The following is a 19234-nucleotide window of genomic DNA, read 5'->3' on the forward strand; positions in this document are numbered from 1 at the left end:
ATACTCCCCTCCTCTTCAGGGGATCGTTGCAAAACGGTGTGACATTTGATTCACTTGGTTTGCGTTGAGGAGGCAGGTGATGACAGGTCAGCTCGGTTTTGCGGAAGGTTGGGTGTCGCCCAAACTTGGTCGGAACGAGAGCCTGGATCGGCTATCGCAGGACGTGCGGTGGTATCGGTTCGAGAAGCTGCTGGTGCGGCTCGATCAAGGGGGCGGACGGCCGCCGTTTCCACCGTTACTGATGCTCAAGGCCTTGCTTTTACAGCAGTTCTATGGGCTGTCGGATGCCGATCTGGAAGAGGCGATCAACGATCGGGTGTCGTTCCGGCGGTTCATCGGCCTGCCGCTCGAAGCGTCGTCGCCCGATCACACGACGCTGTGCCGGTTCCGCAATCGCCTGGCCGAGGCCGGGCTGAGTGAAAAGCTGTTTGGCGCGTTCTCGCGCCAGTTGGAGGCGCGCGGTCTCGTGCTCAAGCGCGGCACGATGATCGATGCCTCGCTGGTGGCAACGCCCTTCCGCCCCGGCTCGAGCAGCGGCACGCGCGAGGCAGTGGACGATGATGCGACGCTGACCATGCGCAAGCATCGCGCGCATTATGGCTACAAGGTGCATATCGGCACGGATCAGGACAGCCGCCTGATCCGCCGGCTGGTACTGACCGGAGCAAATGTGGCCGACACCGACATGGCAGAGCGCCTCGTGTGCGGCGACGAGCAGGCGGTCTATGCCGACAAGGCCTATGCCAAGCGGGCGCGGCGACAGTGGCTCAAGGCAGCCGGGATCAAGCCGCGGATCATGCACAAGACTTGGGGCGGCGGCCCGCCGCTTACACCCTTGCAGCGCCGCCACAACGACCTGATCTCCCCCATCCGTGCCCAGGTCGAGGGCGTGTTCGCCACGCTCAAGCGATGGATGGGGTTTACGGCGGTGCGCTATAACGGCCTGAAAGCAAACCGAAGTCACTGCTTTCTGCTCGCCCTTGCCTACAACATGAAGCGATCGCTTAAACTGGCCTGAGCCAGACACCAGAACGCCAAGAGGGCGGCCTCCCGATGCCGAAACGCCGCCCTCTTCAGGGCCCCAGTACGTACCCAGATCCGCCGTCGCTTACCAAAAAGACCCAATCACACCTTTCGCAACGATCCCCTTCAGAGGAGGGGCCAGGGGGTGGTGGCGATGCGCAGCATCGCTCTATCGGTGAATAACCGAGAGGTTGCTGCACCACCCCAACCCCTCCTCTGAAGAGGAGGGGTTAAATCCGGCCCTGAATACTTCGCGTAATTCAACAGCGGGATGTGCTTGGGGCACGGCGCTCATCGCCCCCGACTCCCACGTAGATCCGGCCCATTGCCCGAGCCGCGTCCCACCGCAAATACGCAAAACCTCGTATCAACAGCAGCGAGCCGCAGGCCGATCACTGGCTTCGCGACGAGGTGCTGCACAGGTTGGTGCGAGTCGGGTCAATGCCCGGTTCGCCCACCATGGCTCCCCTCACGCAAAGGGGTGACATGGGATATAACCACATATGACAGACACTAACGCGCTGCGCATGAGCAAGCGTGATCTGCTGGCGCTCATTGGAACCACAGCGGGCGCATCGGCGATGTACATGGCGATGTCGAGCCTCGGCCAGGCTCAGGCCTCGACGTTCAAGGGACCGATCAAGCTGGAGGGCGGCGCCAAGGGCGCGAGCGTGCTCATTCTGGGCGCCGGCGTCGCGGGGATGACCGCCGCGCTGGAGCTCAGCCGCGCCGGCTACAAGGTTCAGGTGCTGGAGTATAACGACCGCGTGGGCGGTCGCTCCTGGACGCTCAAGGGCGGCGACACCTACACCGAACTCGGCGGCGCGACGCAGAAGTGCGACTTTGCGCCCGGCAACTACATCAATCCCGGCCCGTGGCGCATTCCATGGCACCACCATGGCATCATGCATTATTGCCGCGAACTGGGCGTCGCGCTCGAACCGTTCATGCAGGTCAATTACAACGCCTATGTCCACTCGACGAAGGCGTTCGGCGGGGCCCCGCAGCGCTACCGGCATGTGCAGGCCGATTTCTACGGCCATGTCAGCGAATTGCTCGCCAAGGCCGTCAACAAGAACGCCCTAGCGGATACGCTCAGCAAGGAGGATGGCGACATCCTGCTGGAATCCCTGCGGAGCTGGGGCGCGCTCGACAAGGACATGCGCTATGTGAAGGGCCGCGAGTCCAGCAACCGCCGTGGCTGGGATAAGCAGCCGGGCGGCGGCCTGACTGCCGAGCCGATCCCCTCCGAGCCGATGACCGCCGAAACGGTGCTCCGTTCACGCCTCTGGCGCTCAATTGGCGGCAACCTCACCTGGGATCATGAGTTCGCCATCTTCCAGCCGGTTGGCGGCATGGAAATGGTCGCCCAGGGCTTTGAGCGGGCGGTCGGCCATCTGGTTCGCCTCAACAGCAAGGTCACGGCGATCAAGCAGGGCGCGAAAGGCGTCACGGTCGATTATGTCGACACCAAGTCCGGTGCCGCCGCGCAGGCCAAGGCTGACTGGTGCATCTGCACGATCCCGCTGCCTATCCTCGCGCAGATCGACATGAATGTCGGCCCCAAGCTGGCCGGCGCCATCCGTGCCGTGCCCTACTCGACCAGCGTCAAGGTCGGGCTGGAGTTCAAGCGGCGCTTCTGGGAGCAGGACGACCAGATCTATGGCGGCATCACCACCACGGATCTGCCGATCTCGCAGATCAGCTACCCCAGCAGCAATTATGGCGCCAGCGGCCCGGGCGTGCTTCTGGGCGCTTATACCGGCGGCTCGACAGGGTTCGAACTGACCGCGCTGCCGCCGGAAGAGCGCGTCAAGCGCGCGCTCGAATGGGGCGCGCAGATCCATCCGCAATATAAGGCCGAGTTCATGAACGGCGTGGCCGTCGGCTGGCACCGGGTGCCCTGGGTGCTCGGCTGCTTCGGGCAATGGACGGAGGAAGCGCGCGCCGAGCACTACCGGAACATGTGCGAATTCGACGGGCGGATCGTCCTGGCGGGCGAACATACCTCCTATATCGGCGGATGGCAGGAAGGCGGTATCACCTCCGCCATCGATGCGATTACGCGGCTCCATCAACGTGTCACCGCGAGCTAATATCATGAAGATCAGCACATTGGCCTTTGGCCTCGCCGCCGGCATTCTCACCGGCTCGGTCTCCGTCGCACTCGCGCAGGATGCTGCCCAGCCACGCCAGGGCGATCCCGCCGCTCTGGTCGCCCAGCAAGGCGATGCCGACGGGGCGTTCGTGATGCCTGGGCGGTTCAGCGAACCCGATGGCGAAAAAATGTACCGCCGGGTCTGTGCCGCCTGCCACATGCCGGACGCAGCCGGCGCGACGGGCGCGGGCAAATATCCCGCGCTCGCCAACAACCCCAATCTCGCCGCCAGCGGCTATCCCATGCTGGTGACGCTCAAGGGCCTGAACGGCATGCCGCCGGTGGGGGAGATGATGACGGACCAACAGGTCGCCAATGTGGTGAACTATGTCCGCACGCATTTCGGCAATCATTATGAGGATGCGATCACCGCCGAGGACGTCAAGGCGATGCGCTGAGCCGGTGCAGGCCTCGCCCCTTAACGGCGGGGCTTGCGCGTCGGCGCGTGGAAGTCCGCCGGCTTGCCGGCGACCCAGCACAGAAAGGCGGCGAGCGCGGGATCACCGCGCAACGCCGCCTGATCGCGCCCCATGCGCGCCAGCTGGCCATTGCTGAAGTGCGCGTGGATCGCGCGATGGCAGATCGGATGCAGGGGCACCGTCTCCCGGCCGCCCTTGGCCTTGGGCACGGGATGATGCCACTCGACGCGTGCGCCCAATGGCCGCTCGCAAAGCCAGCATGAATCAGAAGCGCGCTCCAACGCCTAGCTCAGCGCGCCAGCTTTTCCGCCCGCACCCGCCACGCGTCAGCAAGGACGCGGGTTTGCGCCAGTTGCGCGACGCCCGCTGGATCGGCCTTGTGTCCGCCTGCGATCAGCAGGTTGAACACCCGCGCAATCGGCCAGTCTTCCAAGGGGCGCTCCAGCAGGATCATCGCATCGCCCGCCTTGGTCTCACCCTGCTCGATCACGCGCAGATAGAGACCGCAATGGCCACTCGCGATGGCCTGACCCAACACATCGTCGCGGCCGAAGCGTGCATTGAGCTTGGCGCAGGGCTGCCGGCCGTGGCTGACCTCCAGCACGGCGCTGCCAAGCGCGAACCGGTCGCCAAGGCACAGATTGGCCTCGGTGGCCCCGCGCGTCGAAATATTCTCACCAAACGCGCCCGGCCCGTCGAGCAGCGGATGATCGTCGAGCACGCCGCGCCACCAGGCATAATGCTCATGCGGCAAGAGGTGGACAGCCTTGTCATGCCCGCCATGACGAAGGGGGTCGGCGACGCTATCGCCCTCCAGCCCCAGCCAGCCGATCCGGACAGGCCCGCGCACCGCGCGTTTGCCCATGGCGCTCATCACGCCCGGCGCCAGCAAGGCCGGCGACCCGACCAGCAGCGCGTCAACGGAAAGGGAAAGGGATGGCTCGTCCATGTCCTGTCATGGCACGACCCTTGTGAGTCGCGCCAGTGCAACAACGGACGGACAAGTTCCCGCCGATGGTGCAGCAGCACTTTGACCGCACGGCCCGCCTCGCTATAGGGCCCCGATGCTCCCCAGCGACCTCCGCATTGCCTTGTTCAGCGGCAACTATAATTACGTCCGCGATGGCGCCAATCAGGCCCTCAACAATCTGATGGCCTCTGCGCTCGCGAGCGGCGCCAGCGTGCGCGTCTATTCCCCCACCATCGATCCACCGGCGTTCGAACCGGCTGGCGAGCTGGTGTCGGTGCCGAGCTGGTCCATGCCGGGCGGCCGGGGCGAATATCGGCTCGCCAAGGGGCTTTCAGCGCAGACTCGGGCGGACCTGGCAGCTTATGCCCCCAATATCGTCCACGTCTCCGCGCCGGACATTCTAGGGCATCGCGCATCGAGCTGGGCGCGGCGAGAGGGCATTCCTTGTGTCGCCTCCCTGCACACCCGCTTTGAAACCTATCCGCGCTATTACGGTCTTGGCGTCATCGAACCGCTGCTGGTCCGCCTGCAGACGCGCTTCTACAATCGCGTCGACCAGGTGATGGTGCCGAGCGGCAGCATGGCGACGCTGCTGCGCGAATGGGGCGTGACGACGCCGATCGGCATCTGGTCGCGCGGCATCGATCATGCCCGGTTCAACCCGCAGCGGCGGGACAATGGCTGGCGGCGCTCGCTCGGCATCGCCGATGACGAGATCGCCGTCGGGTTCCTTGGGCGGCTTGTTCTGGAAAAGGGCCTCGGCGTCTTTGCCGATGTGATCGCGGCGCTCAAGGCGCGCGGCGTTCGCCACCGGGTGCTGGTGATCGGTGAAGGACCCGCGCGCCAGTGGTTTGCGGAGCGGGTGCCGGAGGCGGTGTTTGCGGGTTTTCAGGGCGGCGATGACCTCGGTCGGGCGGCCGCCTGCATGGATATCTTCTTCATGCCCTCGGTCACCGAGACTTTTGGCAATGTGACGACCGAAGCCATGGCGGCGGGCGTGCCGGTGGTCGCTGCCCGCGCCACAGGCGCGATTGATCTGGTCGCGGACGGTGAGACCGGCTTCCTAGTTCCGCCGCGCGACGTGCAGGCTTATGCCGACGCCATCCAGCGTCTCATCGAAGATCCCGCCTTGCGCGCAGCGGCGGGGCAAGCCGGCCATCTGCGGGTGCAGGATTACAAATGGGATCAGGTGAACGCCGCAATGATTGAAACATATTGCGGCTTGGCGAAACGCCGCGCCGGCTGATCACACGGCGACGAAGACTGAGTGTGACGGTCTGCAACCGTTCATCCCTCGGCGCGTTATGTGTCCGATGAGACAAAGGCCGCCCCTGCCCCGAATTGCGCCATTCCTTTCGCCGCGGCTCGCAAGATCACGCGTTGTATATTGCCGGCACGCGCTGTAAATTCACGGCAATGTCTTTCGATACTGATCCCGGCGTGGCGGAAATCCCGACAACAGCCGCGGCTCAGCCAGTGGCCTTCCATCAAGTCCTGAAGAAAGAGACGCGTGCCGACCACGACGAAGTCGACAGCCTGTTCAGCCAGTTCGATCTGACAAGCCGTGCGAGTTACGGCCGCTTTCTGTCTGCCCATGCTGCAGCGCTGGTACCGCTCGAGCGCTGGCTGCGTTCAGCCTCGCCCAATATCGACGCGGCCGCGCGCGTGCGGGCCCTGACGGCCGACCTCGACGCCTTGGGCCAGGCCGTTCCCGAGGCCGAGCCGCTGACATGGGCCCCGAGCACGGCGGCTCATTGGGGTGCCGCCTATGTGACGGAAGGCTCGCGCCTGGGTGGCGCGATGCTCGCCCGCCGCGTGCCCGACGATTTTCCGCGTGATTATCTGAGCGCCGTGCATCCTCAAGGCGCGTGGCGTGCCTTCATCGCCGCTCTGGAAGATCAGGCCCTGACTCACGGCCCCGTCTGGCAGCGCGAAACCCGCGCAGCAGCGACGCGGACCTTCGCCCTTTACCGAAATTGCGCCATCGCGATGGGAGCCAGACTTGGCCAATGATCCTGCCGGCTTTCGGGTCGACCTCACCAATTGCGACCGCGAACCGATCCATATTCTCGGAACCATCCAGCCGTTCGGTTTCCTGCTGGCGGTCAGTGCCGACTGGATGATCGGGCGCGTATCGGACAATATCGCCGCGTTCACGGGTAAATCGGCGGATGCGCTGCTCGGTTCCAAGCTCACCGATCTCATCACGCCCGCTGCCCAGCACGACATCCGCAACCGGATCTCGATGCTGCGCGGCAATGATTCCGTAGAACGCCTGTTCTCGCAGCCGCTGTTCGATGATGGCAAGCTGTACGATGTCGCCGTGCATTTCTCGGGCAACAGCATCGTCATCGAATGCGAGCCCGCGCTCGAAGATCCGGGTGAAGCGGCGACGCTGGTCCGCACGCTCATGTCCCGCCTCGCCCAGGCCGACACGCTCACCTCCTTCATTCGCGAGAGCGCCCGGCAGGTGAAGGCGATCACCGGTTTCGACCGGGTGATGGTCTATCGCTTCGATGCCGAGGGCTCGGGCGAGGTCGTTGCCGAGGCCCTGAGCGCCGGCGTCGACAGCTTCCTTGGCCTGCATTACCCCGCGTCGGATATTCCGGCACAAGCGCGCCAGCTCTATGTGCGCAATCCGTTCCGCATCATCGCTGATGTGAATGCAGAACCGGTGCCGATCGTGCCGCAGACCGACCCGAGCGGCGCGGTCCTCGACCAATCCCTGTGCCTGCTCCGCGCGGTTTCGCCGATCCACGTCGAATATCTCCGCAATATGGGCGTCAGCGCGTCGCTGTCGATCTCGATCATCGTCGAAGGCAAGCTCTGGGGGCTCTTCGCCTGCCACCATTATCAGCCGCGCCTGCCTGGCCTCGCCATGCGTACGGCCGCCGAACTGTTCGGCCAGATCTTCTCGCTGATGCTCGAGAGCCGGGAACGCAGCGAGAATGCCGGCTATGAGTCGCGCGCACGCGGCGCCACCGATCGCTTGATGGCCTCCATCGCGCAGGATGGGGACCTGCTGCGGGACGCGGACTGGCTTGGCGAGGTCGTGTTCGATACCATTCCCGCCGACGGCGTCGGGGCTTATGTCGATGGCTCTGTCTCGCTCAGCGGCCTGACGCCCTCACGCGAGCAGTTCATAAGCCTCGTCTCTATCCTCAATCAGCTTTCGCACGGCGAGGTCTTTGCGACGGACTGCATTTCATCCGTCCTGCCCGAGGCGGCCGCTTATGCGGATGTCGCCGCCGGCCTGATCGCCATCCCGCTCTCCCGAAAGCCGCGGGACTATGTAGTGTTCTTCCGCAGCGAGCAGATGCGCTCGGTGCGCTGGGGCGGCAACCCGGAAAAGCCGGTCGAGCTCGGCCCCAATGGCGACCGGCTAACGCCGCGCAAAAGCTTCGAAAGCTGGTCGCAACTGGTGAAGGGCCGCAGCCTGCCGTTTACCACGGTGGAGCGCCGCGTTGCCGAAGCGCTGCGGGTCGGCATGCTGGAAGTGCTCATCCGCCTTTCCGAAAGCGCGGGCGAGGAGCGGCAGCGGGCGCAGGAGCGGCAGGAGCTGCTGATCGCCGAGCTCAATCACCGCGTGCGCAATATCCTCTCGCTCATTCGCGGCCTCGTGTCGCAGACCCGCGACGGGGCGGCCAGCGTCGAGGATTTTACGCGCAATCTGGACGATCGCCTGCAGGCGCTCGCCCGTGCGCACGACCAGGTAACGCGCGATCGCTGGGGTCCGGCGCGGTTGCGCGATCTTATCGACATCGAGGCCAATGCCTTCCTGCGCGACAAGCGCACCAATGTGGACACCAAAGGCTCCAACATCCTGCTTCAGCCGGTCGCCTTCACCGTGCTGTCGCTAGTCTTCCACGAACTCATGACCAATGCCGCCAAATATGGCGCGCTCTCCGACAGCGGCACAGTGCTGATCAGCTGGCAGCAGGACGAGGATGGCAGCCTGTTGATCGACTGGTCTGAACTCGGCGGACCGGCGGTCACCCCGCCCTCCCGCCGCGGCTTTGGTTCGACGGTGATCGAAAAGACCGTCCCCCACGATCTCGGGGGCGATGCCAAGATTCACTACAGACTGAGCGGTGTGAAGGCGCATTTCTGCATTCCCTCCCGCTTCGTGGCCGGCGTCGCGCCGGAGGACCGGATCGATGCGACGGACGGCGCGTCTGCCGATCTGCGCGAGCCGGCGAAGCTGCCGCTAGCCGGGCAGCGCGTGCTGCTGGTGGAAGACAGCCTCATCATCGCGCTCGACGGGCAGGATGCGTTGATGGAACTCGGCGCCGAAAAGGTCGAGGTCGCCTCCAGCGTCACGGCCGCGCTGCGCGCCTGCGCAACCGTGCCACTCGATGTGGCGATGCTCGACTATAATTTGGGCGCGGAGACGAGCGAGCCGGTCGCCAGGGCACTGGCCGAACGCGGCATCCCGTTCGTCTTTGCGACGGGCTATGGCAGCGGTCTCGATTCCTCGCGCTTCCACGCCGTGCCGATCGTCACCAAGCCTTATGGCACGGCGCAGATCGCAGCCGCCCTTGCAGAACTGAAGACCGAACCGGCGGACTGATCGCGCCGGTTCAAACCCTCACAACCAGGGAAAGCTGAGCGGCGCCTCACGGAACGCGAAGCGATCGAGATGGCGGGCGACCGTGTTTTTGAGGCCTTCGAGATGCTCCGGGCTGCTGGCGTCGATGGTCACGTCGAGCGTGTCGGGTTGCGCGACCATCGTCACCAGAGCGTCAGCCGGCCAATCGGCGCCGCGCGCGTCGCGCGGAAACACGATCGTGCCGCGCTCAGGTGTGAACTCCACCTTGAGGTTGTGCGACCAGTGCTTGCACAGTTGCTGGAGATAGCGGCTACCGCTCTGCGTAGGCACCTTGGCTGTTGCGCTGTTCATGACATTGTCTTTCTGTTGGTGGCTCCACCGTCCGGCGGTGGAGCGATTGGAATTATGCTGTGCAGTCTTACAACCGCTCGATCTTCCGCGCTGCCTCATCGAGAATCGCGGCGATCTCATGCGGCAGATCGTCTGTGGTCTCGCCTTCGCGCAGCCGGCCCATCAGAGCCGTCTTGAGATTGCCCATGGCGCGGCGGACCGGGCCGCTGTTCGATCGATGCTGCTCGGCGCCGAGGCCGGCCAACCGGTCCATCAGGCCGCCGATCTCGTCAGCCTTCTCGGCAAGATGGGCCTCTCCTGCGGGGGTAATCGCGTACAGCTTCCGCGCCCCTTCGCTCTCGCTGTCGGCGATGAGGTCCATTTCCGCCAGCAGGGTGAGCGTGGGATAAACGACGCCGGGGCTGGGCGCATAAGCGCCGCCGGTCAGCTCCTCGATCGCACGGATGAGGTCATAGCCGTGGCGCGGCCCCTCGCCGATCAATTTGAGCAGCACGAGTCGCAACTCGCCGCCATCGAACAGGCGTCCGCGTCCGCGACGGCCGCCGCGCGGACCGCCATGGCCGCCCTGCCCGTCCCACTCTGCGCCGCCCCAGCCGCCGCCGAAACGACCGCCCCGGCCCATCATGGCCTTGAGCGCGTGACGGTGCCCATGCGGGCCGCGCCGTCCATGTGTGCGTGTGTCAAACATCAAAGATTCAATCCTTCCAAAATTCAGATTGATCGAAGATATATCTTAGACTGATTTCCACAAGGCCCTTTTAGCAATTTTTTCGAGCATGCCTGCGAATGGCCTGCAGTCCGATGCAAGCTGGCCCGTGCAACCGGTGACGGGCCGACCTATATGAGTCCGCATGTCTGATCTCTTCGGCGGCCTTGCCGCCGCCTCCAGCCCTGCCGAGCCTCGTGCGGATGCGCCGCTGGCCGACCGTCTGCGCCCGCGCACGCTCGATGACGTGGTCGGGCAAGACCATCTCACCGGTACTGACGGTGCCATCGGGCGGATGGTCGCGGCGGGACGGCTCTCCTCAATGATCCTGTGGGGGCCGCCGGGCACCGGCAAGACCACGCTTTCGCGACTGCTGGCCGAAGCGGTGGACATGCGCTTTGCTCCGATCTCGGCGGTCTTTTCCGGCGTGGCGGACCTCAAGGCTGCCTTCGCCGCCGCGCGCGACGCTGCCCGGGCCGGGCAGCGCACGCTTCTGTTCGTGGATGAAATCCATCGCTTCAATCGCGCACAGCAGGATGGCTTTCTGCCTTATGTCGAGGATGGCACCGTCACGCTGGTCGGCGCCACCACCGAAAATCCGAGCTTTGCTCTCAATGCGGCGCTGCTCAGCCGCGCGCAGGTGCTGATACTACGCCGGCTGGACGAGACCGCGCTCGATACGTTGATCTCCCGTGCGGAAGCTCTGACCGGCGCGCCGCTGCCGTTGACCGACGATGCCCGCGCCGCGCTCGTGGCTTCGGCTGATGGTGATGGCCGCTTCCTGCTCAATCAGGTGGAGACGCTGCAGGGCATCGGCCTCACCGAGCCGCTGGACCCGGCGGGCCTTGCGGCCCTGCTTCACCGCCGGATGCCGGTCTATGACAAGGATCGCGACGGGCATTACAATCTCATTTCCGCGCTCCACAAGGCGCTGCGCGGCTCCGATCCGCAGGCCGCGCTCTATTATCTCGCGCGGATGCTGGTTGCCGGAGAGGAACCGCTTTACGTCCTGCGCCGGCTGGTGCGCTTCGCCAGCGAAGATGTCGGCCTGGCCGATCCGCAGGCGCTCACCCAATGCCTGGCCGCGAAGGACGCCTATGAATTCCTTGGCTCGCCCGAAGGCGAGCTGGCGATCGTGCAGGCCTGCCTGTATCTCGCGACCGCACCCAAATCCAACGCCGCCTACAAGGCGCAGAAGGCGGCCTTTGCCAGCGCCAAACAAACCGGATCGCTGATGCCGCCCGCGAACATCCTCAATGCGCCGACCAAGCTCATGAAGGAGATCGGCTATGGCAAGGGCTATAGCTACGATCATGATGTGGAAGGCGGCTTCTCAGGCGACAATTACTGGCCCGAGGAGATGGCGCCGCAGACCTTCTACGCTCCTACCGAGCGCGGGTTCGAGAAGCGGATCGCCGAGCGCATCGCCTGGTGGGACGAGCGTCGGCGCGACTTGCGCGGTGACTGATCCCGCCCGCCACCCGTGAGCCGCTTCCGCCATTTCGCCGCAATCGACTGGTCGGGTGCACAGGGACCGCGACAGCCGGGCATCGCCGTCGCCATCTGCGACGCAGATAGCGACGCTGGCCCGGCGCTGGTCCGCCCCGGCCACATCTGGTCACGCCTCGATGTACTCGACTGGATGCGCCGCGACATGCCGCGCGAGACGTTGGTCGGCCTTGATCTCGGCCCGTCCCTGCCCTTCGCCGACAAGGGCGCCTTCTTCCCGGGCTGGGATCGCACTCCGCCCGACGCCCGCCAGCTCTGGGCGCTTGTCGAGGACATCTGCGCCGATGAGCCGCATCTGGGGGCCGGCGCCTTTGTCGATCACCCGGAGGCCGCGCGGCATTTCCGGCGCCATGGGGGCCGGGAAGGCGATCTGTTCGGCGGCGGACGCGGGCGGCTGCGCCAGACGGAGCTGGCCCAGCAGGCACAGGGCCTCAATCCCTGCAGCAACCTCAATCTTGTGGGTGCCGCGCAGGTTGGCAAATCCAGTCTGACCGGGATGCGGGTGCTGCACCGTATCCAGACGGACATGCCGATCTGGCCGTTCGACGCCGACCCCGGCTCAGGCAGTCTGATCGTGGAAATTTACACGAGCCTTGCCGCGCTCGCCGCCGGCAAGCGCAAGGGCCAGACCAAGGTTCGCGAGGCCGAATTGGATGCCTGCCTTGCGCGGCTCGCCAGCGGGCCGCATGTGCGGTTCACCGGCCGGTACAGCGACCATGCCACCGATGCGCTGCTCAGCGCGGCCTGGCTGCGGCTGGTGCATCGCGAGCCGGCCCTGTGGGCACCACAGGCGCTGACGCCGGAACTGGCGCGGACGGAAGGCTGGACCTTCGGCGTGCTTTGACACGCAGACGCCCGCGCGGCCGGCCGAGCTAAACTATCACCCCTGCAAAGATCGCTTGATTGCCGAGATCACACCTCCCGGCTTAAACCCCTTTTGTCCGGAACGACGGGCGGCCCTGCCGCCCCCAGCCCGGAACGCGGCTTTTGATGTTTGTCAGCTTGCTCCGCGTCACCAACCGCTAAAGCGCACGAATCCTACGCGACAACGCCGGTTTCGTGCTCCGCTCTGGAGAAACGATATGGCTATCCGTTCCATTCCCCGCCGTAACCGCAATCACGCCCAGCGAGCCATCCGCGCGCTGGCGCCGCTTCCGCACCCCAGCTGGCGGCTGGCGCCTACGGCCCCGCACGACTCGCCGCCTCTCGCCAGCGCGAGCGACTTCTGGTCGCGCCTCGGCCTCTGACGCTCATTTCGAGAGGCCACTGAGGATGAAGCGCGCGCTTGTGATTCGGCACGTCCCCCATGAGGGCATGGCGGGATATCGGGAGCCGGTGGAAGCCGCCGGCTATGCGATCGACCGGATTGACGTGACGGACCCTGCCTTCGCCACGCTCGACTTGCGAGAACCCGATCTGCTCATCATGATGGGCGGGCCGATGGGGGTGTATGAGCAGGACCGCTATCCGTGGATCGCCTGCCAGTTGCGCCGCCTGGCGCTGCGGCTGGCGGCCGACCGCCCCACGCTCGGCGTGTGCTTCGGCGCGCAGATGATCGCGGCGGCGCTCGGCGCGAAGGTCTATCCCGGCCCGATCAAGGAGGTCGGCTTTCATTCGGTCAAGGTCAACGATGCCGGCCGCACCGGCCCGCTCTGTCATCTTGTCGACGTGCCGGTTCTGCACTGGCACGGCGACACGTTCACCCTGCCGGAGGGCACCCAACTGCTTGCGTCCAGCGACCGCTACACGCATCAGGCCTTCCGGCGGGGACAACATCTGCTTGCCTTGCAATTCCATGCCGAGATGGGCGAGGATGCGCGCTTCTACCAGTGGATGGAGGAATGGCCGGAAGCTGCGATGGAATCCGGCGGCTGCAACGTGAGCCTGCGCGCCGCCCATGATCGGCTCGGACCTCGGGCCGTTTCCGCCGGGCGCGCCATGCTCGGCAACTGGCTGGCGGGACTGAAAGCGGCCGCGTGACTGCGCCCGCATGATCGCCACATCACCAGTCTGACCAGCGCGCGGGCCATGCGTGCACACCGCCTTTTGCAAGCCTCTCGCAACAACGCGATCCAGCGGTTTGCGCTTGCCAGCCGCGCAAAAAATAGGCAGTAACACAAACGAATTTCAGCAACGAAAGAAGACTTGGGAGACCCGCGCGCATGAGAGACGCCAAAGCCGATCGGCTGGACGAGATCATCGCGAGCCATAGCCGCCGCGAAGGGCCTCTTCTCCCCATCCTCCATGACGTGCAGGCAGAGTTCGGCTGCGTGGACGAGGCGTCCAAGCGCCAGATCGCCCTCGCGCTCAACCTGAGCCGTGCCGAAGTGCATGGCGTGGTGAGCTTCTATCATGATTTCACCGCCGAGCCCAAGGCAGCGCCGGTGCTCAAGCTGTGCCGTGCGGAATCCTGCAAGGCACGCGGCGTCGAAGCGCTGGTCGATGGCGCGGTTGCCGCGGCCGGCGAGCGCGTGAAGATTGAAACCATTTATTGCCTCGGCCTGTGCAGCGTCGGCCCCAATGCGATGATCGGCAATGCCGTTCACGCCCGGCTGGACGCGCCCAAGCTCGAGAAGCTGATCCGGGAGATTGCCTGACATGGTCATGGTGCGCATTTCCGACGACGCGCTGGCCATCGCCTGCGGTGCCGACGCGGTTGCCGATGCCTTTGCAAGGGCGGGCGCGACCGTCGAGCGAGTTTCGAGCTGGGGCATGCAGTGGCTGGAGCCGCTGGTGGAGATCGACGGCAAGGGCTTCGGCCCGACAACGGCCGATGATGTTGCGGCGATTCTGGACGGCTCGTCGCCGCTCGGCATCGGCGTGATTGCCGAGCATCCGTTCATTGCCAAGCAGCAGCGGCTGACGTTCGCCCGCGCCGGCAAGACGCGCCCGACCGAGCTTGCGGACTATGAAGCGACCGGCGGCTGGAAAGGCCTCGCCCGCGCCCGCGAGATCGGCGCCGAGGCGACGGTCGAGGAAGTCGTGGCCTCGGGCCTGCGCGGTCGCGGCGGCGCCGGCTTCCCCACCGGCATCAAGTGGCGCACCGTCGCGGCTGCGGTAGCGGACCAGAAGTACATTGTCTGCAATGCCGACGAAGGCGATAGCGCGACCTTCGCCGACCGTATGCTGATGGAGGGCGACCCCTATTGCCTGATCGAAGGCATGGCGATTGCCGGCCTCGCGACCGGCGCGACCAAGGGTTATATCTACGTCCGCTCGGAATATCCCCACGCCATCGCCAAGCTGGAAGAAGCGATCCGCCGCAGCGCGCATCTCGTTGCGCCGTTCGTGCTGGAAGTTCGCGTCGGCGCCGGCGCCTATGTGTGCGGCGAGGAAACCTCGCTGCTCAACAGCCTGGAAGGCAAGCGCGGCGAAGTGCGGGCGAAGCCGCCGATCCCGGCACTGGTCGGCCTGTTCGGCAAGCCCACCATCGTCAACAATGTGCTCAGCCTTGCGGCTGTGCCTTACATTCTGGCCGAGGGTGCCAAGGCCTATGCCGATTATGGCATGGGTCGCTCGCGGGGCACGATGCCGATCCAGCTTGCCGGCAACATCAAGCATGGCGGCCTTTACGAAACGGCGTTCGGCATCACGCTTGGCCAGCTCGTCAACGAGATTGGCGGCGGCACGGACGACGGCTCGCCGGTAAAGGCCGCGCAGGTCGGCGGCCCGCTCGGTGCCTATCTGCACCCGGACCAGTTCGACATTCCGTTCGATTATGAGGCTTATGCCGCCGTCGATGCGCTGATCGGCCATGGCGGCATCACTGTGCTCGGCCAGGGCGCGGACATGGCCGGCATGGCGCGCTTCGCCATGGAATTCTGCGCGGCGGAAAGCTGCGGCAAGTGCACGCCCTGCCGCATCGGCTCGGTACGCGGCAAGGAACTGATCGACCGGATCATGGCGCGTGTGCCGCGCCAGCGCGATACGCTCGAGGGTCTGCCGCAGATGCACAACGCCCCCACCGCGCCGCGTAGCCTGGAGGACGAGATCGTCCTGCTGGAAGATCTGTGCGAGACGATGAAGTTCGGTTCGCTCTGCGCCCTGGGCGGCTTCACGCCCTATCCGGTGATGAGCGCGCTCAAGCACTGGCCCGAGGATTTCGGCGCCCGCCAGAGCCTCCCCGAGGCGGCTGAATGAGCTGCTGCGTCGGCCTGCTTCCCATCGATCGCGCGGCCGTTCTCGGCGCGGTGATCGCTGGCGGCAAGTCGACGCGCTTCGGCAGCGACAAGGCCGTGGCGACCTTCCATGGTCGCGCTTTGATCGACCATGCCATCGACGCCGTGGCTGCACATAGTGCGCAGACAATCGTGGTGGGGCGTGAACATGACGGCGTGGCCAGCATCGCCGACCAGCCCGCCCCGCACATGGGACCGCTTGCCGGACTCGCCGCGGCCTTGCTCGAAGCGCAGGCGCGCGGGCTCCCCGCCGTGCTGAGCGTACCGTGCGATGCCATCGATCTGCCGCAAGACCTCTTGCAGCGCCTGTCGCCATACCCAGCTTATGTCGAGAGCCTGCCGGTGATCGGCCTGTGGCCCGCCTCGGCGGCCGGCGACGCGCTCGACATCCTCAAGAGCGAGGGCGTGCATTCGATGAAGGCCTTCGCGAACCGTATTTCCGCGCGCGCCGTGCAATTGCCGCGCGAACCTGTTAATATCAACACTGCTGCTGACCTGGAGAGAGTTGAACGTCATGGGCTATGAACCTCAGGCCGATTTCGGCACGCCCGCTTCCACATCGGAGAAGATGGTCACGCTGACCATCGACGGTCGCTCCGTCACCGTCCCGGAAGGCACGAGCGTGATGCGCGCGGCTGCCGAATGCGGCGGCGACATTCCCAAACTCTGCGCCACAGACAGCGTGAAGAGCTTCGGCTCCTGCCGCCTCTGCCTGGTCGAGGTCGACGGGATGCGCGGCACCCCCGCCTCCTGCACCACGCCGGCGATGGACGGCATGACCGTTCACACCCAGACCCCCCGCCTGCAGAAGCTGCGCAAGGGTGTGATGGAGCTCTACATCTCAGATCACCCGCTGGACTGCCTGACCTGCTCGGACAATGGCGACTGCGAACTGCAGGACAATGCGGCCGCCGTCGGTCTGCGCGATGTACGTTATGGCTACACGGGCGATAATCATCTGGGTCTCCAGAAGGACACGTCCAACCCCTATTTCGATTTCGACCCCAGCAAGTGCATCGTCTGCTCGCGCTGCGTGCGCGCCTGTGACGAAGTGCAGGGCACCTTCGCGCTCACGATCGATGGCCGCGGCTTCGGCTCCATGGTGTCTGCGGGTGTCGCGTCCGACGATTTCCTCTCCTCCGAATGCGTGTCATGCGGCGCCTGTGTGCAGGCCTGCCCCACCGCCACGCTTCAGGAAAAGGCGATGGTCGAGATCGGCAAGCCCGAGCGGGCCGTCGTCACCACCTGCGCCTATTGCGGCGTCGGCTGCACCTTCCGCGCGGAAATGCGCGGCGAGCAGCTAGTGCGCATGGTGCCCTGGAAGGACGGCAAGGCCAACCGCGGCCATAGCTGCGTCAAGGGCCGCTTCGCCTGGGGCTATGCCAACCATCAGGACCGCATCACCCAGCCGATGATCCGCAAGAGCGTGGACGATCCCTGGCAGGTGGTGAGCTGGGACGAGGCCATTTCCTATGCCGCATCTGAACTCAAGCGCATCAAGGCCGCCCACGGTGCGCGCGCATTGGGCGGCATCACGTCGTCGCGTTGCACCAATGAGGAAACCTTCCTCGTCCAGAAGCTGATCCGCGCCGGCTTTGGCTCCAACAATACCGACACCTGCGCCCGTGTCTGCCACTCGCCGACCGGCTATGGCCTCAAGACCACCTTTGGCACGTCCGCCGGCACGCAGGATTTCGACAGCGTGATGGACAGCGACGTCATCCTGATCATCGGCGCCAACCCGACGGACGGCCACCCGGTGTTCGCAAGCCGGATGAAGCGCCGCCTGCGTCAGGGTGCCAAGCTGATCGTCATCGACCCGCGCCGCACCGACATGGTCAAATCGCCGCACATCGCCGCGCAGCACCATCTCGCGCTGCAGCCCGGCACCAACGTCGCCGTGCTCACCGCCCTGGCGCATGTGATCGTGACCGAAGGCCTGGCCGACGAAGCGTTCATCCGTGAACGCTGCGACTGGGACGAGTATCAGGACTGGGCCGCCTTCGTTTCGCAGGAGCGCAACAGCCCTGAGACGTTGGAGCCCGTCACCCGCGTGCCCGCCGAGGAATTGCGCGGCGCGGCCCGCCTGTTTGCGACTGGCGGTAATGGCGCCATCTATTATGGCCTTGGCGTCACCGAGCATAGCCAGGGCAGCTCGACGGTGATGGCCATCGCGAACCTTGCGATGGTAACCGGCAATATCGGGCGCCGCGGCGTAGGCGTGAACCCGCTGCGTGGTCAGAACAACGTGCAGGGCGCTTGCGACATGGGCAGCTTCCCGCACGAATTGCCCGGCTATCGCCACATCAGCGACGATGAAACGCGCGCGCTGTTCGAGGCGGACTGGGGCGTGACCCTGGATGCCGAGCCGGGCCTGCGCATCCCCAATATGCTGGACGCCGCGATCGACGGTACGTTCCGCGCGATCTATATCCAAGGCGAGGACATCCTTCAGTCCGACCCCAATACCGCGCATGTCGCGGCGGGCCTTAAGGCGATGGAGTGCGTCATCGTGCAGGACCTGTTCCTGAACGAAACGGCGAACTACGCGCATATCTTCCTGCCCGGTTCGACCTTCCTTGAAAAGAACGGCACCTTCACCAATGCAGAGCGGCGCATCCAGCCGGTCCGCAAGGTGATGGAGCCCGCCAATGGCTATGCCGACTGGGAGATCACGCAGCTTCTCGCCAATGCCATGGATCTTGGCTGGAACTACGAGCACCCCAGCGAAATCCTCGCCGAAATCGCCCGTTTGACGCCGTCATTCGCGGGCGTATCCTGGGCGCGTCTGGAGCGCGAGGGATCGCTGCAGTGGCCGGTTAAGGACGAGACGCATGAAGGTTCGCCGATCATGCACGTCGAAGGCTTTGTGCGCGGCAAGGGCAAGTTCGTCGTCACGGATTATGTGCCGACCGACGAGAAGACCGGCCCGCGCTTCCCGCTGTTGCTCACCACCGGCCGCATCCTCAGCCAGTATAATGTCGGCGCGCAGACACGGCGCACCGGCAACACGGCCTGGCACCCTGAGGATCTCCTGGAAATCCATCCGACCGATGCCGAGAATCGCGGTCTCAAGGATGGCGACTGGGTAAAGCTCTCCAGCCGCACCGGCGAGACGACGCTGCGGGCGACGATCACCGAACGGGTTGCCCCGGGCGTGGTCTATACCACCTTCCATCACCCCGCCACGCAGGCCAATGTCGTGACCACCGAATATTCGGACTGGGCCACCAACTGCCCTGAGTACAAGGTGACAGCTGTCCAGATCACGCCCTCCAACGGCCCGACCGATTGGCAGGAGGATTATAACAGCTGGTCCGAGCGCTCGCGGCGGATCGTGGCCAGCCTGACGGCTGAAGCGGCGGAGTAAG

The 19234-nt window shown here is 65.3% G+C and carries 18 protein-coding genes; 14 read left to right on the forward strand and 4 right to left on the reverse strand.

From position 1 onward, the window contains the following. Positions 1-79: 79 nt before the first annotated feature. From M2342_RS10665 to M2342_RS10675, 3 genes are all read left to right on the forward strand, one after another. Positions 80-1018 carry an IS5 family transposase gene (locus tag M2342_RS10665; RefSeq protein ID WP_264577804.1) on the forward strand — a complete coding sequence of 313 codons (939 nt, stop codon included), beginning with the start codon at positions 80-82 and terminating at the stop codon, positions 1016-1018. Positions 1019-1526: 508 nt separating this feature from the next. After that, entirely contained in the window at positions 1527-3119 is a 1593-nt protein-coding gene (locus M2342_RS10670; RefSeq protein ID WP_264579064.1) for an NAD(P)/FAD-dependent oxidoreductase, read from the forward strand. A gap of 4 nt (positions 3120-3123) precedes the next feature. Beyond that, positions 3124-3579, forward strand: a complete 456-nt coding sequence (locus M2342_RS10675; RefSeq protein WP_181559886.1) for a c-type cytochrome — start codon at positions 3124-3126, stop codon at positions 3577-3579. A 20-nt stretch (positions 3580-3599) separates the two neighbouring features. Here the strand turns inward: M2342_RS10675 and M2342_RS10680 are convergent, their stop codons facing one another. Together M2342_RS10680 and M2342_RS10685 are read right to left on the reverse strand one after the other, a co-directional pair. After that, entirely contained in the window at positions 3600-3881 is a 282-nt protein-coding gene (locus M2342_RS10680) for an HNH endonuclease (RefSeq protein WP_413715136.1), read from the reverse strand. 8 nt (positions 3882-3889) lie between these two features. After that, positions 3890-4549 carry an MOSC domain-containing protein gene (locus tag M2342_RS10685; protein ID WP_264579066.1) on the reverse strand — a complete coding sequence of 220 codons (660 nt, stop codon included), beginning with the start codon at positions 4547-4549 and terminating at the stop codon, positions 3890-3892. A 115-nt stretch (positions 4550-4664) separates the two neighbouring features. Here M2342_RS10685 and M2342_RS10690 point away from each other — a divergent pair, with 115 nt between their 5' ends. The 3 genes from M2342_RS10690 (at position 4665) to M2342_RS10700 (ending at position 9140) form a co-directional block, all read left to right on the forward strand. Continuing rightward, positions 4665-5816, forward strand: coding sequence for a glycosyltransferase family 4 protein (locus M2342_RS10690; protein WP_264570586.1), 1152 nt, complete (start codon positions 4665-4667; stop codon positions 5814-5816). Positions 5817-5950: 134 nt separating this feature from the next. After that, positions 5951-6583 (forward strand): biliverdin-producing heme oxygenase, encoded by a 633-nt coding sequence (locus M2342_RS10695; RefSeq protein ID WP_264579067.1) that lies wholly within the window; start codon positions 5951-5953, stop codon positions 6581-6583. Continuing rightward, positions 6573-9140, forward strand: coding sequence for an HWE histidine kinase domain-containing protein (locus M2342_RS10700; protein ID WP_264579068.1), 2568 nt, complete (start codon positions 6573-6575; stop codon positions 9138-9140). The genes M2342_RS10695 and M2342_RS10700 overlap by 11 nt, the downstream gene beginning before the upstream one ends. An 18-nt stretch (positions 9141-9158) precedes the next feature. On the opposite strand, the gene M2342_RS10705 is transcribed toward M2342_RS10700, so the two are convergent. Continuing rightward, positions 9159-9470, reverse strand: coding sequence for a DUF2218 domain-containing protein (locus tag M2342_RS10705; protein WP_264570589.1), 312 nt, complete (start codon positions 9468-9470; stop codon positions 9159-9161). A 67-nt stretch (positions 9471-9537) separates the two neighbouring features. Beyond that, the gene (locus M2342_RS10710) at positions 9538-10158 is read right to left on the reverse strand and encodes a PadR family transcriptional regulator (RefSeq protein ID WP_413715137.1); all 621 of its coding nucleotides are present in this window, start codon (positions 10156-10158) and stop codon (positions 9538-9540) included. Between the two features lie 163 nt (positions 10159-10321). On the opposite strand from M2342_RS10710, the gene M2342_RS10715 reads away from it, so the two are divergent. The 8 genes from M2342_RS10715 (at position 10322) to fdhF (ending at position 19233) form a co-directional block, all read left to right on the forward strand. Then, positions 10322-11644, forward strand: a complete 1323-nt coding sequence (locus tag M2342_RS10715) for a replication-associated recombination protein A (RefSeq protein WP_264573026.1) — start codon at positions 10322-10324, stop codon at positions 11642-11644. 15 nt (positions 11645-11659) lie between these two features. Continuing rightward, positions 11660-12529 (forward strand): hypothetical protein, encoded by an 870-nt coding sequence (locus M2342_RS10720; protein WP_264579069.1) that lies wholly within the window; start codon positions 11660-11662, stop codon positions 12527-12529. A gap of 238 nt (positions 12530-12767) precedes the next feature. Then, positions 12768-12932: a hypothetical protein gene (locus tag M2342_RS10725; RefSeq protein WP_264579070.1), complete on the forward strand. Its 165-nt coding sequence runs from the start codon at positions 12768-12770 to the stop codon at positions 12930-12932. Between the two features lie 25 nt (positions 12933-12957). After that, positions 12958-13665, forward strand: a complete 708-nt coding sequence (locus tag M2342_RS10730) for a glutamine amidotransferase (RefSeq protein ID WP_264579071.1) — start codon at positions 12958-12960, stop codon at positions 13663-13665. 182 nt (positions 13666-13847) lie between these two features. Next, positions 13848-14282, forward strand: a complete 435-nt coding sequence (locus M2342_RS10735; RefSeq protein WP_264579072.1) for an NAD(P)H-dependent oxidoreductase subunit E — start codon at positions 13848-13850, stop codon at positions 14280-14282. A 1-nt stretch (position 14283) separates the two neighbouring features. After that, positions 14284-15825 (forward strand): NADH-ubiquinone oxidoreductase-F iron-sulfur binding region domain-containing protein, encoded by a 1542-nt coding sequence (locus tag M2342_RS10740; protein WP_264579073.1) that lies wholly within the window; start codon positions 14284-14286, stop codon positions 15823-15825. After that, a complete protein-coding gene (locus tag M2342_RS10745; protein WP_264579074.1) occupies positions 15822-16388 on the forward strand; it encodes a molybdenum cofactor guanylyltransferase in 567 nt (188 codons plus the stop codon). The genes M2342_RS10740 and M2342_RS10745 overlap by 4 nt, the downstream gene beginning before the upstream one ends. Further along, positions 16378-19233 carry a formate dehydrogenase subunit alpha gene (fdhF, locus tag M2342_RS10750; RefSeq protein WP_264579075.1) on the forward strand — a complete coding sequence of 952 codons (2856 nt, stop codon included), beginning with the start codon at positions 16378-16380 and terminating at the stop codon, positions 19231-19233. The genes M2342_RS10745 and fdhF overlap by 11 nt, the downstream gene beginning before the upstream one ends. Position 19234: the final 1 nt, after the last annotated feature.

It is taken from the genome of Sphingobium sp. B8D3A, assembly GCF_025961995.1.
Lineage (GTDB): Bacteria > Pseudomonadota > Alphaproteobacteria > Sphingomonadales > Sphingomonadaceae > Sphingobium.

Coding starts and splice junctions, on each gene's coding strand:
- M2342_RS10710 (WP_413715137.1), bottom strand. CDS start 10,158: ATGTTTGACACACGCACACATGGACGGCGCGGCCCGCATGGGCACCGT.
- M2342_RS10745 (WP_264579074.1), top strand. CDS start 15,822: ATGAGCTGCTGCGTCGGCCTGCTTCCCATCGATCGCGCGGCCGTTCTC.
- M2342_RS10675 (WP_181559886.1), top strand. CDS start 3,124: ATGAAGATCAGCACATTGGCCTTTGGCCTCGCCGCCGGCATTCTCACC.
- M2342_RS10715 (WP_264573026.1), top strand. CDS start 10,322: ATGTCTGATCTCTTCGGCGGCCTTGCCGCCGCCTCCAGCCCTGCCGAG.
- M2342_RS10685 (WP_264579066.1), bottom strand. CDS start 4,549: ATGGACGAGCCATCCCTTTCCCTTTCCGTTGACGCGCTGCTGGTCGGG.
- M2342_RS10665 (WP_264577804.1), top strand. CDS start 80: ATGACAGGTCAGCTCGGTTTTGCGGAAGGTTGGGTGTCGCCCAAACTT.
- M2342_RS10740 (WP_264579073.1), top strand. CDS start 14,284: ATGGTCATGGTGCGCATTTCCGACGACGCGCTGGCCATCGCCTGCGGT.
- M2342_RS10735 (WP_264579072.1), top strand. CDS start 13,848: ATGAGAGACGCCAAAGCCGATCGGCTGGACGAGATCATCGCGAGCCAT.
- fdhF (WP_264579075.1), top strand. CDS start 16,378: ATGGGCTATGAACCTCAGGCCGATTTCGGCACGCCCGCTTCCACATCG.
- M2342_RS10725 (WP_264579070.1), top strand. CDS start 12,768: ATGGCTATCCGTTCCATTCCCCGCCGTAACCGCAATCACGCCCAGCGA.
- M2342_RS10670 (WP_264579064.1), top strand. CDS start 1,527: ATGACAGACACTAACGCGCTGCGCATGAGCAAGCGTGATCTGCTGGCG.
- M2342_RS10705 (WP_264570589.1), bottom strand. CDS start 9,470: ATGAACAGCGCAACAGCCAAGGTGCCTACGCAGAGCGGTAGCCGCTAT.
- M2342_RS10690 (WP_264570586.1), top strand. CDS start 4,665: ATGCTCCCCAGCGACCTCCGCATTGCCTTGTTCAGCGGCAACTATAAT.
- M2342_RS10730 (WP_264579071.1), top strand. CDS start 12,958: ATGAAGCGCGCGCTTGTGATTCGGCACGTCCCCCATGAGGGCATGGCG.